The organism is Roseovarius sp. B08 (genome assembly GCF_051417955.1).
Taxonomy (GTDB): domain Bacteria; phylum Pseudomonadota; class Alphaproteobacteria; order Rhodobacterales; family Rhodobacteraceae; genus Roseovarius.
On the sequence record NZ_JBPRLW010000001.1, the window covers coordinates 2,132,486 to 2,147,510 of the forward strand.

Sequence of the window (15,025 nt, forward strand, 5' to 3'; positions counted from 1 at the left end):
AGAATATTCCGGGGAAGGGCCATCCGACGGGGTGGCCTTTCCTCTTTTTGAGCGCACACGCGACCGTTGAACCATCGTCCTTCTGTGGACAGTCAAATGGCTTGGCGTTACACGGGTTCGACGCAACTTTTGCCTTCGGACCAGACCCTCATGCCCACGCTCAACGAGATCCGCTCGACCTTCCTCAGTTTCTTTGAACGCAACGGCCACGAGGTGGTGCCGAGCAGCCCGCTGGTGCCGCGTAACGACCCCACGCTGATGTTCACCAATTCCGGCATGGTGCAGTTCAAGAACCTGTTCACCGGGGTCGAGAAGCGCGACTATTCCCGCGCCACCACCAGCCAGAAATGCGTGCGCGCCGGCGGCAAGCATAACGACCTCGACAATGTCGGCTATACCGCGCGGCACCACACGTTCTTCGAGATGCTGGGGAATTTCAGTTTCGGCGATTACTTCAAGTCCGAGGCGATCCCCTATGCCTGGGACCTGCTGACCAAGGATTTCGGGATCGACAAGTCCAAGCTGCTGGTGACGGTCTATCACACCGATGACGAGGCGGCGGAGATCTGGAAGAAGCACGCCGGCCTGAGCGACGACCGGATCATCCGCATCGCCACGGATGACAATTTCTGGTCGATGGGGGCGACGGGGCCTTGTGGACCGTGCACCGAGATCTTTTATGACCACGGCCCCGAGATCTGGGGTGGTCCTCCGGGCAGTCCGGAGGAGGATGGCGACCGGTTCATCGAGATCTGGAACCTCGTTTTCATGCAGAACGAGCGGTTCGAGGATGGCAGCCAAGTGGATCTGGACATGCAGTCGATCGACACCGGCATGGGGCTGGAACGGATCGGCGCGCTGTTGCAGGGCAAGCATGACAACTATGATACCGACCTGATGCGCAGCCTGATCGAGGCGAGCGCGCATGTGACCGATGGTGCACCGGACGGGCCGGGCAACGTGCATCACCGGGTGATCGCGGACCATTTGCGTTCGACCTCGTTCCTGATTGCCGACGGCGTGATGCCGTCGAACGAGGGGCGCGGTTACGTGCTGCGCCGGATCATGCGGCGGGCGATGCGGCATGCCCACCTCTTGGGCGCGCAGGACCCGGTGATGTACCGGCTGGTGCCGAACCTGGTGGGGCTGATGGGACAGGCCTTCCCCGAGCTCGGCCGGGCGCAGCCGCTGATCGAGGAGACGCTGGAGCTGGAGGAGAAGCGGTTCAAGCAGACGCTGGACCGGGGTCTGCGCCTGCTGGACGACGAGCTGGGCAAGCTGGGCGATGGGGCCGCGCTGCCGGGCGAGGCGGCGTTCAAGCTCTATGACACCTACGGTTTTCCGCTGGACCTGACGCAGGACGCGCTGCGCGAGAAGGGCCGCGCGGTGGATGTGGCCGGGTTCGATGCGGCGATGGAGGAACAGAAGGCCAAGGCCCGCGCGGCGTGGTCCGGCAGTGGCGAGGCGGCGGACGCGACCGTATGGTTCGACCTGGCCGAGACGCACAGCGCGACGGATTTCCTCGGGTACGACACTGAGACCGCCGAGGGCGTGGTGCAGGCAATTGTCGTCGATGGCGAGGCGGTGGACAAGCTGGGCGCGAACAAGGCCACCGGCTGGGTCGTGGTGAACCAGACGCCGTTCTACGCCGAAGCGGGCGGGCAGGTGGCCGACCACGGCTATCTGCGCAGCCTGGAAGGCGCGCGCGAGGCCGGAGAGGCGCGGTTCGCAGGGCATGTGAGCGATGTGCAGAAACGCGCCGGGGGCCTGTCGGCGCATTTCGTGACCGTCGAGGAGGGCGCATTGGAAGTGGGCGACCCGGTGAAGCTGGAGGTCGATCACCTCCGCCGCACGGCGATCCGGTCGAACCATTCGGCCACGCACTTGCTGCACGAGGCGCTGCGCAAGGCGCTTGGCGACCACGTGGCGCAAAGGGGCAGCCTGAATGCGCCCGACCGGCTGCGGTTCGATTTCAGCCATGGCAAGGGCCTTACGCTGGAGGAAATCAAGCAGGTCGAGGAAGAGGTCAACGCCTATATCCGGCAGAACGGCAAGGTCGAGACGCGGATCATGACGCCCGACGATGCGCGGAAGATCGGGGCGCAGGCGCTTTTCGGCGAGAAGTACGGCGACGAGGTGCGCGTGGTCTCGATGGGGTCCGAGGATGGCTCCGGCAAGGGCCTGGACAAGAATACCTATTCGATCGAGCTGTGCGGCGGCACCCATGTGCGGCAAACGGGCGACATCGGCCTGTTCGTCCTGGTGGGCGAAGGCGCGTCCAGTTCCGGCGTGCGCCGGATCGAGGCGCTGACCGGGCCGGAAGCGTTCCGGTACCTGAGCGAGCAGGATCACCGCATGGCGGCGCTGGCCTCGGAGCTGAAAGCGCAGCCGGGTGACGTGCTGGACCGCGTGCGCGCGCTGATGGATGAGCGCAAGGCGCTGGCCAACGAGGTGACGCAGCTGAAGCGCGAGTTGGCGATGGGCGGCGGCGGGGCCGCAGGGCCGGAGGCCAAGGATGTGAACGGCGTGAAGTTCCTTGCCCAGGTGCTGTCGGGCGTGTCGGGACGCGACCTGCCGCCGCTGATGGACGAGATGAAGACGCGGATCGGCTCGGGCGCGGTGCTGCTGATTGCCGATGCCGACGGCAAGGCTGCCGTCGCCGCGGGCGTGACGAAGGACTTGACCGACAACCTGTCGGCGGTCGATCTTGTCCGGGCCGCCGTGGCGGAGCTGGGCGGCAAGGGCGGCGGAGGCCGTCCCGACATGGCGCAGGGCGGAGCGGCGAGCACCGACAATGCCGATGCCGCTATCGCGGCGGCGGAACAGGTGTTGCAGGGCTGAGGCCCGGCGGAAAAGGGGAACGACATGGCGGCCTACCTGATTGCGCGGATCAACGTGACCGATCCGGAGGATTACAAGGCCTATGCCAGCCAGACCGTGGCGCTGGCCGAGGCCTTCGGCGGGCGGTTCCTGGCCAAGGGCGGCACCCAGACGCAGGTCGAGGGGATCAGCCCCGACCGGCATGTGATCATCGAGTTCCCCGACCACCAGGCGGCGCTGGACTGGTACAATTCTGATGCGTATCAGCGCATCCTGCCGATCGCGACCTCGTCGAGCGAGCGCGATATCGTCATCGTGGACGGAGTTTGAGGAGAACGAGATGCCAGCACTTTGGATTGCCCATGTGACCGTGACCGACGAGGAGGCCTATGGCCGCTATGCCAAACTGGCCGGTCCGGCGATCGAGGCGCATGGCGGGCATTTCATCGCCCGCGGCGCGCGGTACGTTCAACTGGAAGGCAATGACCGGGCGCGCAACGTGGTGGCGAAGTTCCCGACGCTGGAGGCGGCGGAGGAATGCTATCGCTCGGACGCCTATCAAGAGGCGCTGGACCATGCGCGGAACGCGTCCGAACGTGACCTGGTGATCGTGGAAACCTCGGAATAGTGAAAGGCCAGCTGGCCGAGATCATGGCGCGGCACGCGGGCGAGGGCCGCGTGGCATGGATCGGGCTGCGGCCGGAAAGGTTGGCCGATCCGGTCTCGGTCGAGGCCGCGGAATTGGCCGGAACGGGCCTTGAAGGCGACCACGCACGGGCCGGCAAACGCGCGCTGACGCTGATCCAGGCCGAACATCTGCCGGTGATCGGCGCGCTGGCCGGGATCGGGGAGGTGGCGCCGGAGGTTTTGCGGCGCAACCTGGTGGTCTCTGGCATCAACCTGACAGCGCTGCGCAATCATCCCGTCCGGATCGGTCAGGCCCTGGTCGAGATCACCGTGCCCTGTGCGCCCTGTTCCCGGATGGAAACAGCACTTGGGGCTGGCGGCTACAACGCCATGCGCGGTCATGGCGGGTGGTGCGCAAGGGTGCTGAGGCCGGGGCGGATTGCCGTGGGCGAAAGCGTCGCACGGGCTGGAACCGACGTCGGTGCGACCTAGGGTTTCCGTCGATCCGAACGGAGGCGCCGATGCGACTGATTTCCCTGATCCTGATGCTGATCCTGCCGGGGGGTGTGGCGGCGCAGGACTGGAGCCTGCTGAAAGAGCCGGGCACGGTGGCGCTGATGCGCCATGCGCTGGCGCCCGGTGTCGGGGACCCGGCGAATTTCGATTTGGAGGATTGCAGCACGCAACGGGTGCTGGACGACCGGGGCCGGGAACAGGCCCGGCGGATCGGCGCGGCGATGCGCGAGGCGGGTGTTCAGTTCGATGCCGTATGGACCAGCCAATGGTGCCGCTGCACCGAGACGGCGGAGCTTCTCGACATGGGCACGCCCGATGAATTTTCCGCGCTCAATTCGCATTTCCCGGGGCAGGGCGACCCGGACGGTCAGGCGGCAGCGGTCATGGCGCGGATCGCCGATATGCCCGCCAAGGCGCGGCTTTTGTTGGTGACGCACCAGGTGAACGTGTCGGAACTGACCGGCACCGGCACCACCTCGGGCGAGATTGTCGTCGCGAGGCGCACCGGCGCAGGGCTGGAGGTGGTCGGGCGGATCGCGGTCGCGCCCTGAGGGCCGGCTTACACGCCGCAGCGCAGGAACACCGCGCCATCGCCGGAAATGTCGACGCCGCCCAGGGTTACATCCCGGTCGCCCGAGATGACGGCGATCTTGCCTTCGCCCCGGTTCTCGATCGGGAAGGCGCGATAGGGCTGGTCGAAGACCGCTGATGCGCCGTTATCGTTGAGCTTCACGCGTCCGGTACGCGGCGCGCCGTCAAGGCTGGTTTCGATGGTCAGGCGGCCCTGCTGGCCCGTGATGTCAAAGTCGGGCCGGGCGCAGTTGCCGGCCATGCGGACCCACGGGCCCTCGACCGCCTCGGCGTTCAGGTCGGCGGTATCGTCGGGCAGGTTGCCCGGCGCGCGGACCTCTTCGTAGCTGTCGACCGCGACGGTGCCGACGCCCTGTTGGCAGAACGACATCTCGGCGCGGGTGCCACGCACCTCGGCATATTCACCGGGGGTGAACTCCATGTCGCCGGTCAGGGACCATACGTCGCCGTCGGGCGTGGTCAACGTGGCGCATTCGACGCCCTGCCGCACGCGGCCCTCGAGCGAGATCTGGTCGCCATCGCCGTCGCTGGAGTCTTGCGACACCACGTCGAAGGCGCGCGATTTGAGCGTCACGCCGCGGTCTGTATCGACGACGAAGATCAGATTGTCACCGGGCGAGGCCCAATCGGGAAGCGCGACGGACGTGGAAATCTCGCCGTCCGCGGCGACCTGCGCCTGGTCGACGGCGCGCCATTCCGAAGCCATGCGGCCGACGCCGATGGTCACGTAATCTGCGGGGCGCAGGTTGCTGGCGTTCACGCGAACGTCGCTGCCGGGCGGGCCGGCCAGGGGTTGCACACGCACCGAGGCCGACGGCTCGGACGCATCGGGAAGGTCGAGCGCGTCGCCCACGGCCATGGCCAGCGGATCGAGATCGGGGTTCTCGTTCAGCAGTTCCACGACGGAAATTCCCAGGGCCTGTGCGATGGAGAAGGCGGTGTCGCCTTCGCGCACCTCGTAGGTGTCCCGGTCGGGCGCGGGGGTGTTGCTGCCGCCGGTATTCGTGTCGGACGCGGCAAGCGTGATCGCTTCGCCCACCGGCAGGTCGCGCGGGTCGAGGCCGGGGTTGAGGTCCATGATCAGGCTCAGTGGCACGCGGCAGCTTTGCGAGACGCGGTAAAGGGTGTCTCCGGATTGGAGCCGATAGGAATCGCCACAGCGGCTTTGGGCCTCGGCGGCGGGCGCGAGGGCCAGGCTGGCCGCGGCGGTGGTGGTGGTGAGCATGAGAGTGCGGAGCATCAAAGCCTCCTTTCGGAATTTGCGTTGGTCCGTTTCGGAAAAACGCAAGGAGGCGGGTCGATGTTCCTTCTTTCGCGCGGCGCGGGGCGGATAGGGTCACTCCAGGTCGGTCTGGATCCACTCAGGGGAAAGGTGGATGTCGGTCGACACCAGCCGTCCGGGGCCGAGGTTGACGAATTTGTGCGGCACTTCGGCGGGGGCCAGCAGGACGTCGCCGGCCTCGGCCTCGATCACCCGGTCGCCGATCGTGTAACGGGCGCGGCCCTCGCGGACGATGAAGACCTCGTCATACGGATGGGTATGCAGCTTCGGCCCCGAGCCCGGCTCTTCGAACTCGGCGAAGAGAACGGTCACGTTTGTGCCGAGATCGCGGCCCTCGAAGTGACCCGCCCAGTTGTCGGCGTTCTTGGCCCAGTCGGCGCGGGTCAGTTTGAGAAGTTTATCGGCCATGCGTTACGCGGTTTTGGCGGCGCGCTTGCGCTCGTGCGGGTCAAGGTGGCGTTTGCGCAGGCGCAGGGCGTTGGGCGTGACCTCGACCAGTTCGTCGTCGTCGATATAGGCGATGGCCTCTTCCAGCGACATCTGGACATGCGGTGTGAGGCGCACGGCCTCGTCTGTGCCGGACGCGCGGACGTTGGTCAGCTTCTTGCCCTTGAGCGGGTTCACTTCCAGGTCGTTCTCGCGGCTGTGCTCTCCGATGATCATGCCCTGATAGATCTTTTCCTGCGGGCCGATGAACATGCGGCCGCGATCCTCGAGGTTCCACAGGGCGTAAGCCACGGCCTCGCCCGATTCCATCGAGATGAGCACGCCGGCGCGGCGGCCGGGGATGGGGCCCTTGTGCGGCGCCCAGCCGTGGAAGACGCGGTTCAGCACGCCGGTGCCGCGCGTGTCGGTCAGGAACTCGCCGTGATAGCCGATGAGGCCGCGCGACGGGACCAGCGCGATGATGCGGGTCTTGCCGGCGCCGGCGGGTTTCATCTCGGTCATCTCGCCCTTGCGGGCGCCGGTCAGCTTTTCGATCACGGCGCCGGAATGGTCGTCATCGACGTCGATGGTGACCTCTTCGATGGGTTCGAGCTGTTCGCCATTCTCGCCTTCGCGCATCAGGACGCGGGGGCGGGAGATGGATAGCTCGAAACCTTCGCGGCGCATGTTCTCGATCAGCACGCCCATCTGCAATTCGCCCCGGCCCGCGACGTCGAACGCTTCGCCGCCCGGCGTGTCGGTGACCTTGATGGCCACGTTCGTCTCGGCCTCTTTCATCAGGCGTTCCCGGATGACGCGGGACTGCACCTTCTTGCCGTCGCGGCCCGCCAGCGGGCTGTCGTTGATGCCGAAGGTGACCGAGATGGTGGGCGGGTCGATGGGCTGGGCCGACAGCGGTTCCTCGACCGCCAGCGCGCAGATCGTGTCGGCCACGGTGGCCTTGGACATCCCCGCAAGGCTGACGATATCGCCCGCCGTCGCCTCGTCGATATCCTGAAGCGTGAGACCGCGGAAGGCCTGTATCTTGGTCACGCGGAACTGTTCGATCTTCTGACCCATGCGGGAGAGCGCCTGCACCGTGGCGCCAACTTTCAGCCGTCCCGATTCGACGCGCCCTGTCAGCAGGCGGCCCACGAAGGGGTCGGCGCCAAGGGTCACGGCCAGCATGCGGAAATCATCGTCGGCCTGCTTGACCTGCTTGGGCGCGGGGACGTGATTGACGATCAGGTCGAAAAGCGCGGTCAGGTCCTTGCGCGGGCCGTCAAGCTCGTGATCGGCCCAGCCGGAGCGGCCGGAGGCATACATATGCGGGAAGTCCAGTTGGTCCTCGTCGGCATCCAGCGCCGCGAAAAGGTCGAAGCATTCGTCCAGCGCGCGGTCGGGCTCGGCATCGGGCTTGTCGACCTTGTTCAGCACCACGATGGGACGCAGGCCAAGGGCGAGCGCCTTGGAGGTCACGAACTTGGTCTGCGGCATCGGGCCTTCGGCGGCGTCGACCAGCAGGACCACGCCGTCGACCATGCTGAGGATGCGCTCGACCTCGCCGCCGAAATCGGCGTGGCCGGGGGTGTCGACGATGTTGATGCGGGTTTTCTTCCACTCCACGCTGGTGGCCTTGGCCAGGATGGTGATGCCGCGCTCGCGCTCCAGGTCGTTGCTGTCCATCGCGCGTTCGGCCACGGCCTGACCGGCGCGGAAGGCGCCCGACTGCTTGAGAAGCTCGTCCACGAGGGTGGTCTTGCCGTGGTCGACGTGGGCGATGATTGCGATATTGCGCAGGTCCATTGGGGTATCCTTGGTGGTTTGGTCGTGGCCCTAAGGGCTTTGCGCGTCAATTGCCAGAGGGAAAACGGTGTTACGCGGCGATGGCGGCGCCGCGGTGCGGCAAAAGCCGCAGGAGCGTGGGGCCGAGGGCGCGCGCGATGGCGCCGGTGCCCAGCTTGAAGCGGGCGAGGCCGGGGGCGGCCTCGGTATCCAGGGGGCCGAGGTCGAGTCGGGTGAGCCCGCGCTGATGCAGGTAGGTGATGGCCTGCCACATCAGCAGGGTGTGGGCGTGGGTGCGGCGTGCGGCGGGAGCGGCCCAGCCGATGTGGTAGGTGGCGGTGGGTCCGTGCAACAGAAAGAGCAGATAGGCCAGCATCCCGGCGCGATCATGCGCGATGAAAAGCCGGGAGGCCTGTCGATGGGTGGCTGCGAAAGCGCAGGTGAAACCGGGCGGCAGGGCGCGATAGCCGCGGGCGCGTTGCTGGTGCTGGTCGTGGATCAGCAGGTCGGCGTCGCGGTCGGGGTCGAACGGGCGGTGATGGGTGCGCAAGGGACCGGCTTGTGCGGCCCGCAGGCGGTTGCGCCATTTGCCGTGCAGGCCCGAGAACAGCGCGTCGGGGCCGGGGGCGAGGTCCAGCTCGGCCACATGGGCCGGGGTGAGCAGGGTGCGGTAGCCATGCGATTGGTACAGGCGGGCGGTGGTGGGCGTGTCAGGCTGAACGACGGAGGGGCTGGGCAGGGGCAGGATGGCCGCGCCGGGTTCGGTGCCGGGGGACAGCACGGGGCCGCGCGGCAGCCATGTCAGGCGCAATGGGCCAAGGCGGCGGCACAGGATTTGCGCGGTGCCAAGCGTGCGCGCACCACGGGTCAGTGCATACCACCCGACATCGGCCCCGATGGCCCGCATGGCGGCGCCGTAGCGCGGGTGTTGCTGCAGCGCACAAGCGTCGGGCGGGTCGGGGGCGGTGTCGCGAAGGGTCCAGGTCAGAGACATGCCCGCCATTAAGGCGATGATAACCTAAATCATGGTTAATCCCGGTCATGGCGAAGAAGACCGATCCGGTGCGCGGCGTGACCGCGCCCAGCGTGCGGCCCACGGCCTATGCCGCGTGGCTGGTGGCGGTGGCCCTGTCGGTGCCGGTCTTCGTGGTGCTGAGCGTGATCGAGTGGGTCTGGTAGCGGATCAGTCCCAGGTGATGCCGTTGCGGCGGACATACCACAGCATGAGCGGCGTTTCGATGACCAGGGCTGTGACGATGGTGAAGACGACCCAGTTGGTGTCGAACAGCCAGAGCGAAAAGCGCGTGCCGGTGCCCATGAAGAGCCAGCCATTGACCAGCAGCATCACCCCCGTCACGCCAAGATCGTAGAGCGCCATGCGCGACGCGTGGCGCGGGCGCAGGGCGGGGTAGAGCATGAAATAGGCCACCGCCAGGCAGGTGACGACGGTGACCAGGGCCTGTCCCTCGGGCGACAGCGAGGACAGCACCGGTCAGGTCCCGGTCAGAACGGGATTTCGTCGTCGTAATCGCGCGAGGGCGAGGGTTGCGAGCGGCCCTGGTCGGAGGACGGCCCACCGCCGTAATCCTGATCGTAGCCGCCGCCGCTGCCACCGCCGTAGTCGCCGCCACCACCACCGCCGCCGCCGCCACCGTCGCGGCCGTCGAGCATGGTGAGGTTGCCGCCGAACCCTTGCAGTACCACTTCGGTCGAATAGCGGTCCTGGCCGGACTGGTCCTGCCATTTGCGGGTCTGAAGCTGGCCCTCGATATAGACCTTGGAGCCCTTGCGCAGGTATTGCTCGGCGATGCGCACCAGACCTTCCTGGAAGATCGCGACCGAGTGCCACTCGGTCTTTTCGCGGCGCTCGCCGGTGTTGCGGTCCTTCCAGGTCTCGGACGTGGCGATGCGCAGGTTGCAGACCTTGCCCCCGTTCTGGAAGGTGCGGACTTCGGGGTCGCGCCCCAGGTTTCCGATGAGAATGACTTTGTTGACGGAACCGGCCATGGCGCCCTCCTGCTGCGGTCTGATGGTTAACGTTCACCTTACATCACCCCCAAGGGATGAAGAAAAGCCTAAAATTCGGGGAAAATCCCCGGCGCGCGGCACCGGAGCGGAATGCGGACTGCGAGTCTGGCAATTTGAGCCGAGTTCGGTATAGTGCGACGTGAGACGGTCAGGGGATTGCCCGGGAATACGAGGCACGGACCTGACCGCAATGGGACAGTAAGGGACGGTATTCAGTATGCGTAAGCTGGCAATTGCGGTGACCTGCGCGTCACTGGCCTGGCCGTTGGCGGCCACGGCGGATATCCTTTCCACCAAGGGCAAGCAGCGGATCTTCAGTTCGCAGACACGCGTGCTGGATAGCCGGGCCAAGCAGCAATACAACGCGTCGGTGCGGCTTCAGCCGCAGAAGGTCCATACCCCGAGCAAATGGGACGAGGCGGCGCCCGCGCTTGGCTATAACGGCAAGTACAAGGGGCAGTACCTGAATGTCGCCAAGGATCTGGCGCGGCGGCACGGCATCCCGGAGAACCTCTTTCTGCGGCTGGTGCAACAGGAATCGGGCTGGAACCCGCGCGCGAAGTCACACAAGGGTGCGATCGGGTTGGCGCAGCTGATGCCGGGCACGGCGGCCTATCTGGGAGTCGATGCCAATGACCCGCATCAGAACCTGGAAGGCGGGGCGCGCTACCTGGCCGAGCAGTATCGCACCTTCAAGTCCTGGCGCCTGGCGCTGGCGGCTTACAATGCGGGGCCCAAGGCGGTCGAGAAGTACAAGGGCATCCCACCCTATACGGAAACCCGCAATTACGTGAAGATCATCTACGGGCAGTAGGCCGCGCCGCGCGCCTCAGCCCTCGTAATCTTCGTCGGAAACCTGTTCCATCCAGGTGACGGCACTGCCGTCGATGCTTTCCTGAATAGCGATATGGCTCATGCCGGTGTCGGGCGACGCACCGTGCCAGTGCTTTTCGCCCGCCGGGAACCAGACGACGTCGCCCTGCCGGATTTCCTCGACCTCGCCGCCTTCGCGCTGGACCCGGCCCCGCCCGAAGGTCACGATCAGGGTCTGGCCGGCGGGATGGGTGTGCCAGGCGGTTCGCGCGCCGGGCTCGAAAATGACATGGAGGCCTACGGCGCGGCCCGGTGCCTCGGCGGTGAAAAGCGGATCGAGTCGCACACCGCCGGTGAAATACTCGGCGGGGCCGGGGGATGACGGATTGGTTCCGGGACGGGTGATCTTCATGATGCGGCCTTTCGCAGTGTCACTGATGCCTGCCGCCTGACATAGACCCGGCGGGACGCGCCGCCAAGGGGCGCGCGGCGCTCATCCGGTGAAGCCGATCCTGTGCAGGTGAATCTCGTTCGAGGGATGCTTCTCCGCTCCGGCCACCCGACCGTTGTGATGGTTGTAGAGCGTGCGCCAGTAGGGCTGGATGATCACGCCCTCCTCGCGCAGGATGGATTGAAGGCGTTCCATGGTCGTCCGTCGCGTGTCGGCGTCGGTGATCGACATGGCGCGATCCAGCAGCCGATCGAACTCCTCGGAGGCGAAGCCGGTCTCGTTCCACACCGCGTCGGACCGATAGGCGAGGTCGAGAATCTGCACAGCGAGAGGGCGGTGATTCCACTGGGTGGCCGAAAACGGATAGTCGCGCCAGTTCTGCCAGAAAGTGGCGCCGGGCTGGACGGTGCGGCGCACGTTGAGGCCCGCGTCGCGCAGTTGCGCCGCCACGGCGTCGGCCGTGTTGCGCTGCCATTCGTCGTCGACGGTGATCAGCTCATGCTCGAACCCCAGCATCCCGATTTCCTCGAGGTCGGCGCGCGCCTGGGCGGCGTCAAAAGGTGCGGGGCCAAGATCGGCAAAGGCCGGGTGGATCGGGCTGACATGGTCGTTCGCCGCGACCGTGCCGTAGCCGGCATAGCCCAGCTCCAGGCAGGTCTCGTTGCGGACGGCCAGCGCCAGCGCCCGGCGCAGGGTGACGTCGGCATAGGGGCGCGCGCCCTCCAGCTCGGCATCGGCATTGCCGCGGATGACGATAGTGGCGGTGCTTTCGGTTTCCGTCCGGGTCCAGCCGATGGCGTCCAGAACCTCGATGAAATTGCCGACGGATTCGTAAAGCAGGTCGATCTCGTCCGCCTCTGCCGCATCGATCCAGTTGGAAGGATCAGTACCGAGATCGATGAACTCGACCCGGTCGAGGTATGGCCCGCCCAGCACGTCGGCGCCCCACCATTGGTGATCGGTGTTGCGTTCCAGCACGCAGCGCTGGCCCACGGACAGCTCGATCGGGCGGAAGGGGCCGGTGCCGATGCCATGCTCGAACGGGTCGCCGCCGTCATAGCTGGCATGCATCACCGCCGCCGGATAGTCGGACAGGTTCGCCATCAGCGCAATGTCGGGCGTGGCGAGCGTGAGGACGAGCGCGGCGTCATCGACGACGTGTACGGCATCCTCGCGGATCTGGCCCGAGGCCGGATCGCACAGACCCTTGAGGCGCGAAGCCATGGAATTGCCCTCGACGCTCGCGTCGCACCAGCGTTCGAGGTTGCGCGCCACGTCGCGGGCGGTGAAGGGGTCGCCGTTGTTCCACGTCACTCCGCCGCGCACGTTCAGGCGATACTCGGTCGCGTCGGCATTGACGTCCCAGTTTTCCAGGAGCATGCCGCGCACGGTCCCGTCGTGGCCGTATTCCACGAGGTATTCCAGGAAACCGCGGGTCTGGTTGCCCATCTCGCTCCAGTCATAGGTGCGCGGGTCGCGCAGTGCCTTGACGTTCTGCTGGATGCGCAGCGTGCCGCCGGGGACGATATCAGCGCTCTCCTGCGCGCGGACCGGGGCGGGCAAGCCGGCGAGCGACAGCGCCAGCGGCGCCGTGACGCCCAGACCGCAGGCGCGAGCCAGAAATTCGCGCCGGTCCATTGCCCCGCGCCGGTATGCACGGTTGAGCGCGGGCAGGGCGGGGTGAAGCGGGGCGGCGGAGCGAGAGGACATGTGCGCGAGCCTTGAAACAAGTTTTGTGATTAGAAATGAGGCTTCGGGTATCAGTTTCCATCCCGGCTGAGCGGAAATCAACCGGGTGGCGCTGAAATACCTGTGACCGGTGCGGTCTCAGGCGGCCTTCCGCGGCGCGGCGCGGCGCAGGTCCGATGGCGACTTGCCGGTATGGCGCAGGATGAAGCGCGAGAAATAGGCGGCACTGTTGAAGCCGAGGTCGGCGGCGACCTGGTTGGCGGGGCGGTCGGTGGTCTCCAGCAGGTGGCGGGCGGCGTGCAGGACCCGGCCCGTCAGCATGGCCGAGGCCGTCAGGCCAGAGCTGGACTTGCACACCCGGCTGAGATGGGTGGGCGTGACGCCGAGATGCCGGGCGAAATCCTGCATCGAGGCGCCGGTGCGGAAATCCCGCTCGATCAGCGCGGCGTAGGCCTCGACCAGGCGATGCGCCGCCGTGGGGGCGGAGGCCTCGTCCGCGATGGAGATCATCGCGCGGCGCAGCCAGACCGTCAGAAGCTGGGCATGGGCGGTCAACGCCTCGTCCATGAAATCACGCGCCTCGTTCTGTTCGCGCTGCATGGTTTCCAGCAAGGTCGTCAGGTCGGCCTGAGCGCGGGGGTCGCGGACGCGCAGGAGCACCGGCTCGTCCGGCATCAGGATGCCGGTCCGGGGTGGGATGCGGCATGCCAGGCCGAAGCTTTGCGCACCGGGATCGAGCGCGAAGAGCGATCCTGCCGGCAGGACCAGCGCGGTGTGCACGGCCAGTCCGCGCCGCTGGCCACCGACAAGGCAGCGCCCCTGTCCGCGGGTGATCCAGAGGAACACGTGATGCGGGTCGCTGTGAGGCAGGCTGGCGCGCCACGCGCCCGGCCCGATCCATTGCGCGAGCGTCTGGAGTTGCGGATGGGATGTCACTGTCCGGAGCCTCGATTGTCGTGATTCTGCACGCATGGCGCAGGGTTTTCATCGAATTGAGGTCAGGAATGTCCGATTCTGTACAGAGGTTACAAGGTCAGAGCGTGGCGGCGGCGAAGCTTTGCCAGTTTTTCATTCGGGCGCGGAACCAGCTTCGCTGCCGCTTGGCATATTGCCTCGTGGCGATGATGGCGGCCTCACGCGCGGCGTCGAGGGGCATCTCGCCGCGCAGGTGGGCGATCAGCTCCGCCGCGCCGATGGCCTTGGAGGATTGGTGGGCGGGGGACCATTCCGCGAGGTTCGCCCGCGCCTCGTCGATCGCGCCCGCGTCGAGCATCAGGTCGAAACGGCGCTCGATTCGTGGCGTCAGCCAATCCTTGGGGGCGTCGATCAGGATGCGCGTGACGCGGTCAGGCGGCAGGAGCGGGGGCGGGGTGGCATCCTGCCACTGCGACAGCGGCTTGCCCGTGGCGCGCCGTACCTCCCAGGCGCGCTGGACGCGCATCGGGTTGGCGGTGTCGATGCGCGCACGGGTTTCGGGGTCGAGATCGCCGAGAAGGCTGGTCAGGCCTTCGCGTTGCAGCCGCGAGTCGGCCTCGGCCCGGATTTCGGGCGGGGTCGCGGGGATCTCGGCCAGCCCCTCGGTCAGGGCGGAAAAGTACAGCCCGGTGCCACCGACGATGATCGGGCGGGGACCGTCGCGCAGCAATGGCGCGAGGTCGCGCAGCCAGTGGCCCACGGAATAGGCGGTATCGCCCGGCACGTGACCGTAGAGCGCGTGGGGGGCGCGCGCCTCCTCTTCGGGCGAGGGGCGGGCGGTCAGGATGCGCCAGTTGGCGAAGACCTGCAGCGCGTCGGCATTGATGATCCGCCCGCCGTCGCGTTCCGCCAGCGCCAGTGCGAGGGCGGACTTGCCCGAGGCAGTGGGCCCGGCAATGAGCACGGGCCGGTCGGCGGGGATATCGGGCAGGGCGGTCATGCCCTTCGTTTAGGATGTTTCCACGCCGGTTTTAAGCGCCTTGCGCCGAATTTCGCGCTGCCCGCCCAGCCCGACCCGGTTT

The 15,025-nt window shown here is 66.9% G+C and carries 17 protein-coding genes; 7 read left to right on the forward strand and 10 right to left on the reverse strand.

What is annotated here, in order from left to right:
- The first annotated feature begins 150 nt into the window (after window positions 1-150).
- From alaS to ACSQ76_RS10780, 5 genes are read left to right on the forward strand one after another with little or no spacing between them, the layout of a single operon-like run.
- Window positions 151-2,841, forward strand: coding sequence for an alanine--tRNA ligase (alaS, locus tag ACSQ76_RS10760; protein ID WP_437158185.1), 2,691 nt, complete (start codon window positions 151-153; stop codon window positions 2,839-2,841).
- A gap of 24 nt (window positions 2,842-2,865) precedes the next feature.
- Window positions 2,866-3,150, forward strand: coding sequence for a DUF1330 domain-containing protein (locus ACSQ76_RS10765; RefSeq protein ID WP_222450166.1), 285 nt, complete (start codon window positions 2,866-2,868; stop codon window positions 3,148-3,150).
- A 10-nt stretch (window positions 3,151-3,160) separates the two neighbouring features.
- A complete protein-coding gene (locus tag ACSQ76_RS10770) occupies window positions 3,161-3,448 on the forward strand; it encodes a DUF1330 domain-containing protein (RefSeq protein WP_274591907.1) in 288 nt (95 codons plus the stop codon).
- 23 nt (window positions 3,449-3,471) lie between these two features.
- Window positions 3,472-3,939, forward strand: coding sequence for an MOSC domain-containing protein (locus ACSQ76_RS10775; protein WP_437158186.1), 468 nt, complete (start codon window positions 3,472-3,474; stop codon window positions 3,937-3,939).
- Between the two features lie 29 nt (window positions 3,940-3,968).
- The gene (locus ACSQ76_RS10780; RefSeq protein ID WP_437156575.1) at window positions 3,969-4,514 is read left to right on the forward strand and encodes a histidine phosphatase family protein; all 546 of its coding nucleotides are present in this window, start codon (window positions 3,969-3,971) and stop codon (window positions 4,512-4,514) included.
- 8 nt (window positions 4,515-4,522) lie between these two features.
- Here ACSQ76_RS10780 and ACSQ76_RS10785 read toward each other — a convergent pair whose 3' ends face one another.
- The 4 genes from ACSQ76_RS10785 to ACSQ76_RS10800 all read right to left on the reverse strand — a co-directional run bounded on the left by ACSQ76_RS10785 (window position 4,523) and on the right by ACSQ76_RS10800 (window position 9,041).
- Window positions 4,523-5,794 (reverse strand): LysM peptidoglycan-binding domain-containing protein, encoded by a 1,272-nt coding sequence (locus tag ACSQ76_RS10785; protein WP_437156576.1) that lies wholly within the window; start codon window positions 5,792-5,794, stop codon window positions 4,523-4,525.
- Window positions 5,795-5,890: 96 nt separating this feature from the next.
- Window positions 5,891-6,244: a cupin domain-containing protein gene (locus ACSQ76_RS10790; RefSeq protein WP_437156577.1), complete on the reverse strand. Its 354-nt coding sequence runs from the start codon at window positions 6,242-6,244 to the stop codon at window positions 5,891-5,893.
- A 3-nt stretch (window positions 6,245-6,247) separates the two neighbouring features.
- Entirely contained in the window at window positions 6,248-8,068 is a 1,821-nt protein-coding gene (gene typA, locus ACSQ76_RS10795) for a translational GTPase TypA (RefSeq protein WP_437156578.1), read from the reverse strand.
- A 70-nt stretch (window positions 8,069-8,138) separates the two neighbouring features.
- Window positions 8,139-9,041, reverse strand: coding sequence for a GNAT family N-acetyltransferase (locus ACSQ76_RS10800; protein WP_437156579.1), 903 nt, complete (start codon window positions 9,039-9,041; stop codon window positions 8,139-8,141).
- 47 nt (window positions 9,042-9,088) lie between these two features.
- On the opposite strand from ACSQ76_RS10800, the gene ACSQ76_RS10805 reads away from it, so the two are divergent.
- Window positions 9,089-9,226: a hypothetical protein gene (locus ACSQ76_RS10805; protein ID WP_437156580.1), complete on the forward strand. Its 138-nt coding sequence runs from the start codon at window positions 9,089-9,091 to the stop codon at window positions 9,224-9,226.
- A gap of 4 nt (window positions 9,227-9,230) precedes the next feature.
- Here ACSQ76_RS10805 and ACSQ76_RS10810 read toward each other — a convergent pair whose 3' ends face one another.
- The gene (locus ACSQ76_RS10810; protein ID WP_437156581.1) at window positions 9,231-9,536 is read right to left on the reverse strand and encodes a hypothetical protein; all 306 of its coding nucleotides are present in this window, start codon (window positions 9,534-9,536) and stop codon (window positions 9,231-9,233) included.
- Between the two features lie 14 nt (window positions 9,537-9,550).
- Entirely contained in the window at window positions 9,551-10,054 is a 504-nt protein-coding gene (locus tag ACSQ76_RS10815) for a single-stranded DNA-binding protein (protein WP_306129320.1), read from the reverse strand.
- Between the two features lie 238 nt (window positions 10,055-10,292).
- Between ACSQ76_RS10815 and ACSQ76_RS10820 the strand changes: the two genes are divergently transcribed.
- Complete coding sequence (locus ACSQ76_RS10820; protein ID WP_306129321.1) at window positions 10,293-10,889, forward strand: lytic transglycosylase domain-containing protein; 597 nt, start codon at window positions 10,293-10,295, stop codon at window positions 10,887-10,889.
- A 15-nt stretch (window positions 10,890-10,904) separates the two neighbouring features.
- Here the strand turns inward: ACSQ76_RS10820 and ACSQ76_RS10825 are convergent, their stop codons facing one another.
- From ACSQ76_RS10825 to miaA, 4 genes are all read right to left on the reverse strand, one after another.
- Window positions 10,905-11,300, reverse strand: a complete 396-nt coding sequence (locus tag ACSQ76_RS10825) for a (R)-mandelonitrile lyase (RefSeq protein WP_437156582.1) — start codon at window positions 11,298-11,300, stop codon at window positions 10,905-10,907.
- Window positions 11,301-11,381: 81 nt separating this feature from the next.
- Window positions 11,382-13,049: an ABC transporter substrate-binding protein gene (locus ACSQ76_RS10830; RefSeq protein WP_437156583.1), complete on the reverse strand. Its 1,668-nt coding sequence runs from the start codon at window positions 13,047-13,049 to the stop codon at window positions 11,382-11,384.
- Window positions 13,050-13,166: 117 nt separating this feature from the next.
- The gene (locus tag ACSQ76_RS10835) at window positions 13,167-13,964 is read right to left on the reverse strand and encodes a helix-turn-helix domain-containing protein (protein ID WP_437156584.1); all 798 of its coding nucleotides are present in this window, start codon (window positions 13,962-13,964) and stop codon (window positions 13,167-13,169) included.
- Window positions 13,965-14,061: 97 nt separating this feature from the next.
- On the reverse strand, window positions 14,062-14,943 hold the full coding sequence (miaA, locus tag ACSQ76_RS10840; RefSeq protein WP_437156585.1) for a tRNA (adenosine(37)-N6)-dimethylallyltransferase MiaA: 882 nt from the start codon (window positions 14,941-14,943) through the stop codon (window positions 14,062-14,064).
- Window positions 14,944-15,025 lie beyond the last annotated feature (82 nt).

Bases quoted from the DNA above. Each gene is read 5' to 3' on its own strand.
- alaS (WP_437158185.1), top strand. From the start codon at position 151: ATGCCCACGCTCAACGAGATCCGCTCGACCTTCCTCAGTTTCTTTGAA.
- ACSQ76_RS10765 (WP_222450166.1), top strand. From the start codon at position 2,866: ATGGCGGCCTACCTGATTGCGCGGATCAACGTGACCGATCCGGAGGAT.
- ACSQ76_RS10770 (WP_274591907.1), top strand. From the start codon at position 3,161: ATGCCAGCACTTTGGATTGCCCATGTGACCGTGACCGACGAGGAGGCC.
- ACSQ76_RS10775 (WP_437158186.1), top strand. From the start codon at position 3,472: ATGGCGCGGCACGCGGGCGAGGGCCGCGTGGCATGGATCGGGCTGCGG.
- ACSQ76_RS10780 (WP_437156575.1), top strand. From the start codon at position 3,969: ATGCGACTGATTTCCCTGATCCTGATGCTGATCCTGCCGGGGGGTGTG.
- ACSQ76_RS10785 (WP_437156576.1), bottom strand. From the start codon at position 5,794: ATGCTCCGCACTCTCATGCTCACCACCACCACCGCCGCGGCCAGCCTG.
- ACSQ76_RS10790 (WP_437156577.1), bottom strand. From the start codon at position 6,244: ATGGCCGATAAACTTCTCAAACTGACCCGCGCCGACTGGGCCAAGAAC.
- typA (WP_437156578.1), bottom strand. From the start codon at position 8,068: ATGGACCTGCGCAATATCGCAATCATCGCCCACGTCGACCACGGCAAG.
- ACSQ76_RS10800 (WP_437156579.1), bottom strand. From the start codon at position 9,041: ATGTCTCTGACCTGGACCCTTCGCGACACCGCCCCCGACCCGCCCGAC.
- ACSQ76_RS10805 (WP_437156580.1), top strand. From the start codon at position 9,089: ATGGCGAAGAAGACCGATCCGGTGCGCGGCGTGACCGCGCCCAGCGTG.
- ACSQ76_RS10815 (WP_306129320.1), bottom strand. From the start codon at position 10,054: ATGGCCGGTTCCGTCAACAAAGTCATTCTCATCGGAAACCTGGGGCGC.
- ACSQ76_RS10820 (WP_306129321.1), top strand. From the start codon at position 10,293: ATGCGTAAGCTGGCAATTGCGGTGACCTGCGCGTCACTGGCCTGGCCG.
- ACSQ76_RS10825 (WP_437156582.1), bottom strand. From the start codon at position 11,300: ATGAAGATCACCCGTCCCGGAACCAATCCGTCATCCCCCGGCCCCGCC.
- ACSQ76_RS10830 (WP_437156583.1), bottom strand. From the start codon at position 13,049: ATGTCCTCTCGCTCCGCCGCCCCGCTTCACCCCGCCCTGCCCGCGCTC.
- miaA (WP_437156585.1), bottom strand. From the start codon at position 14,943: ATGACCGCCCTGCCCGATATCCCCGCCGACCGGCCCGTGCTCATTGCC.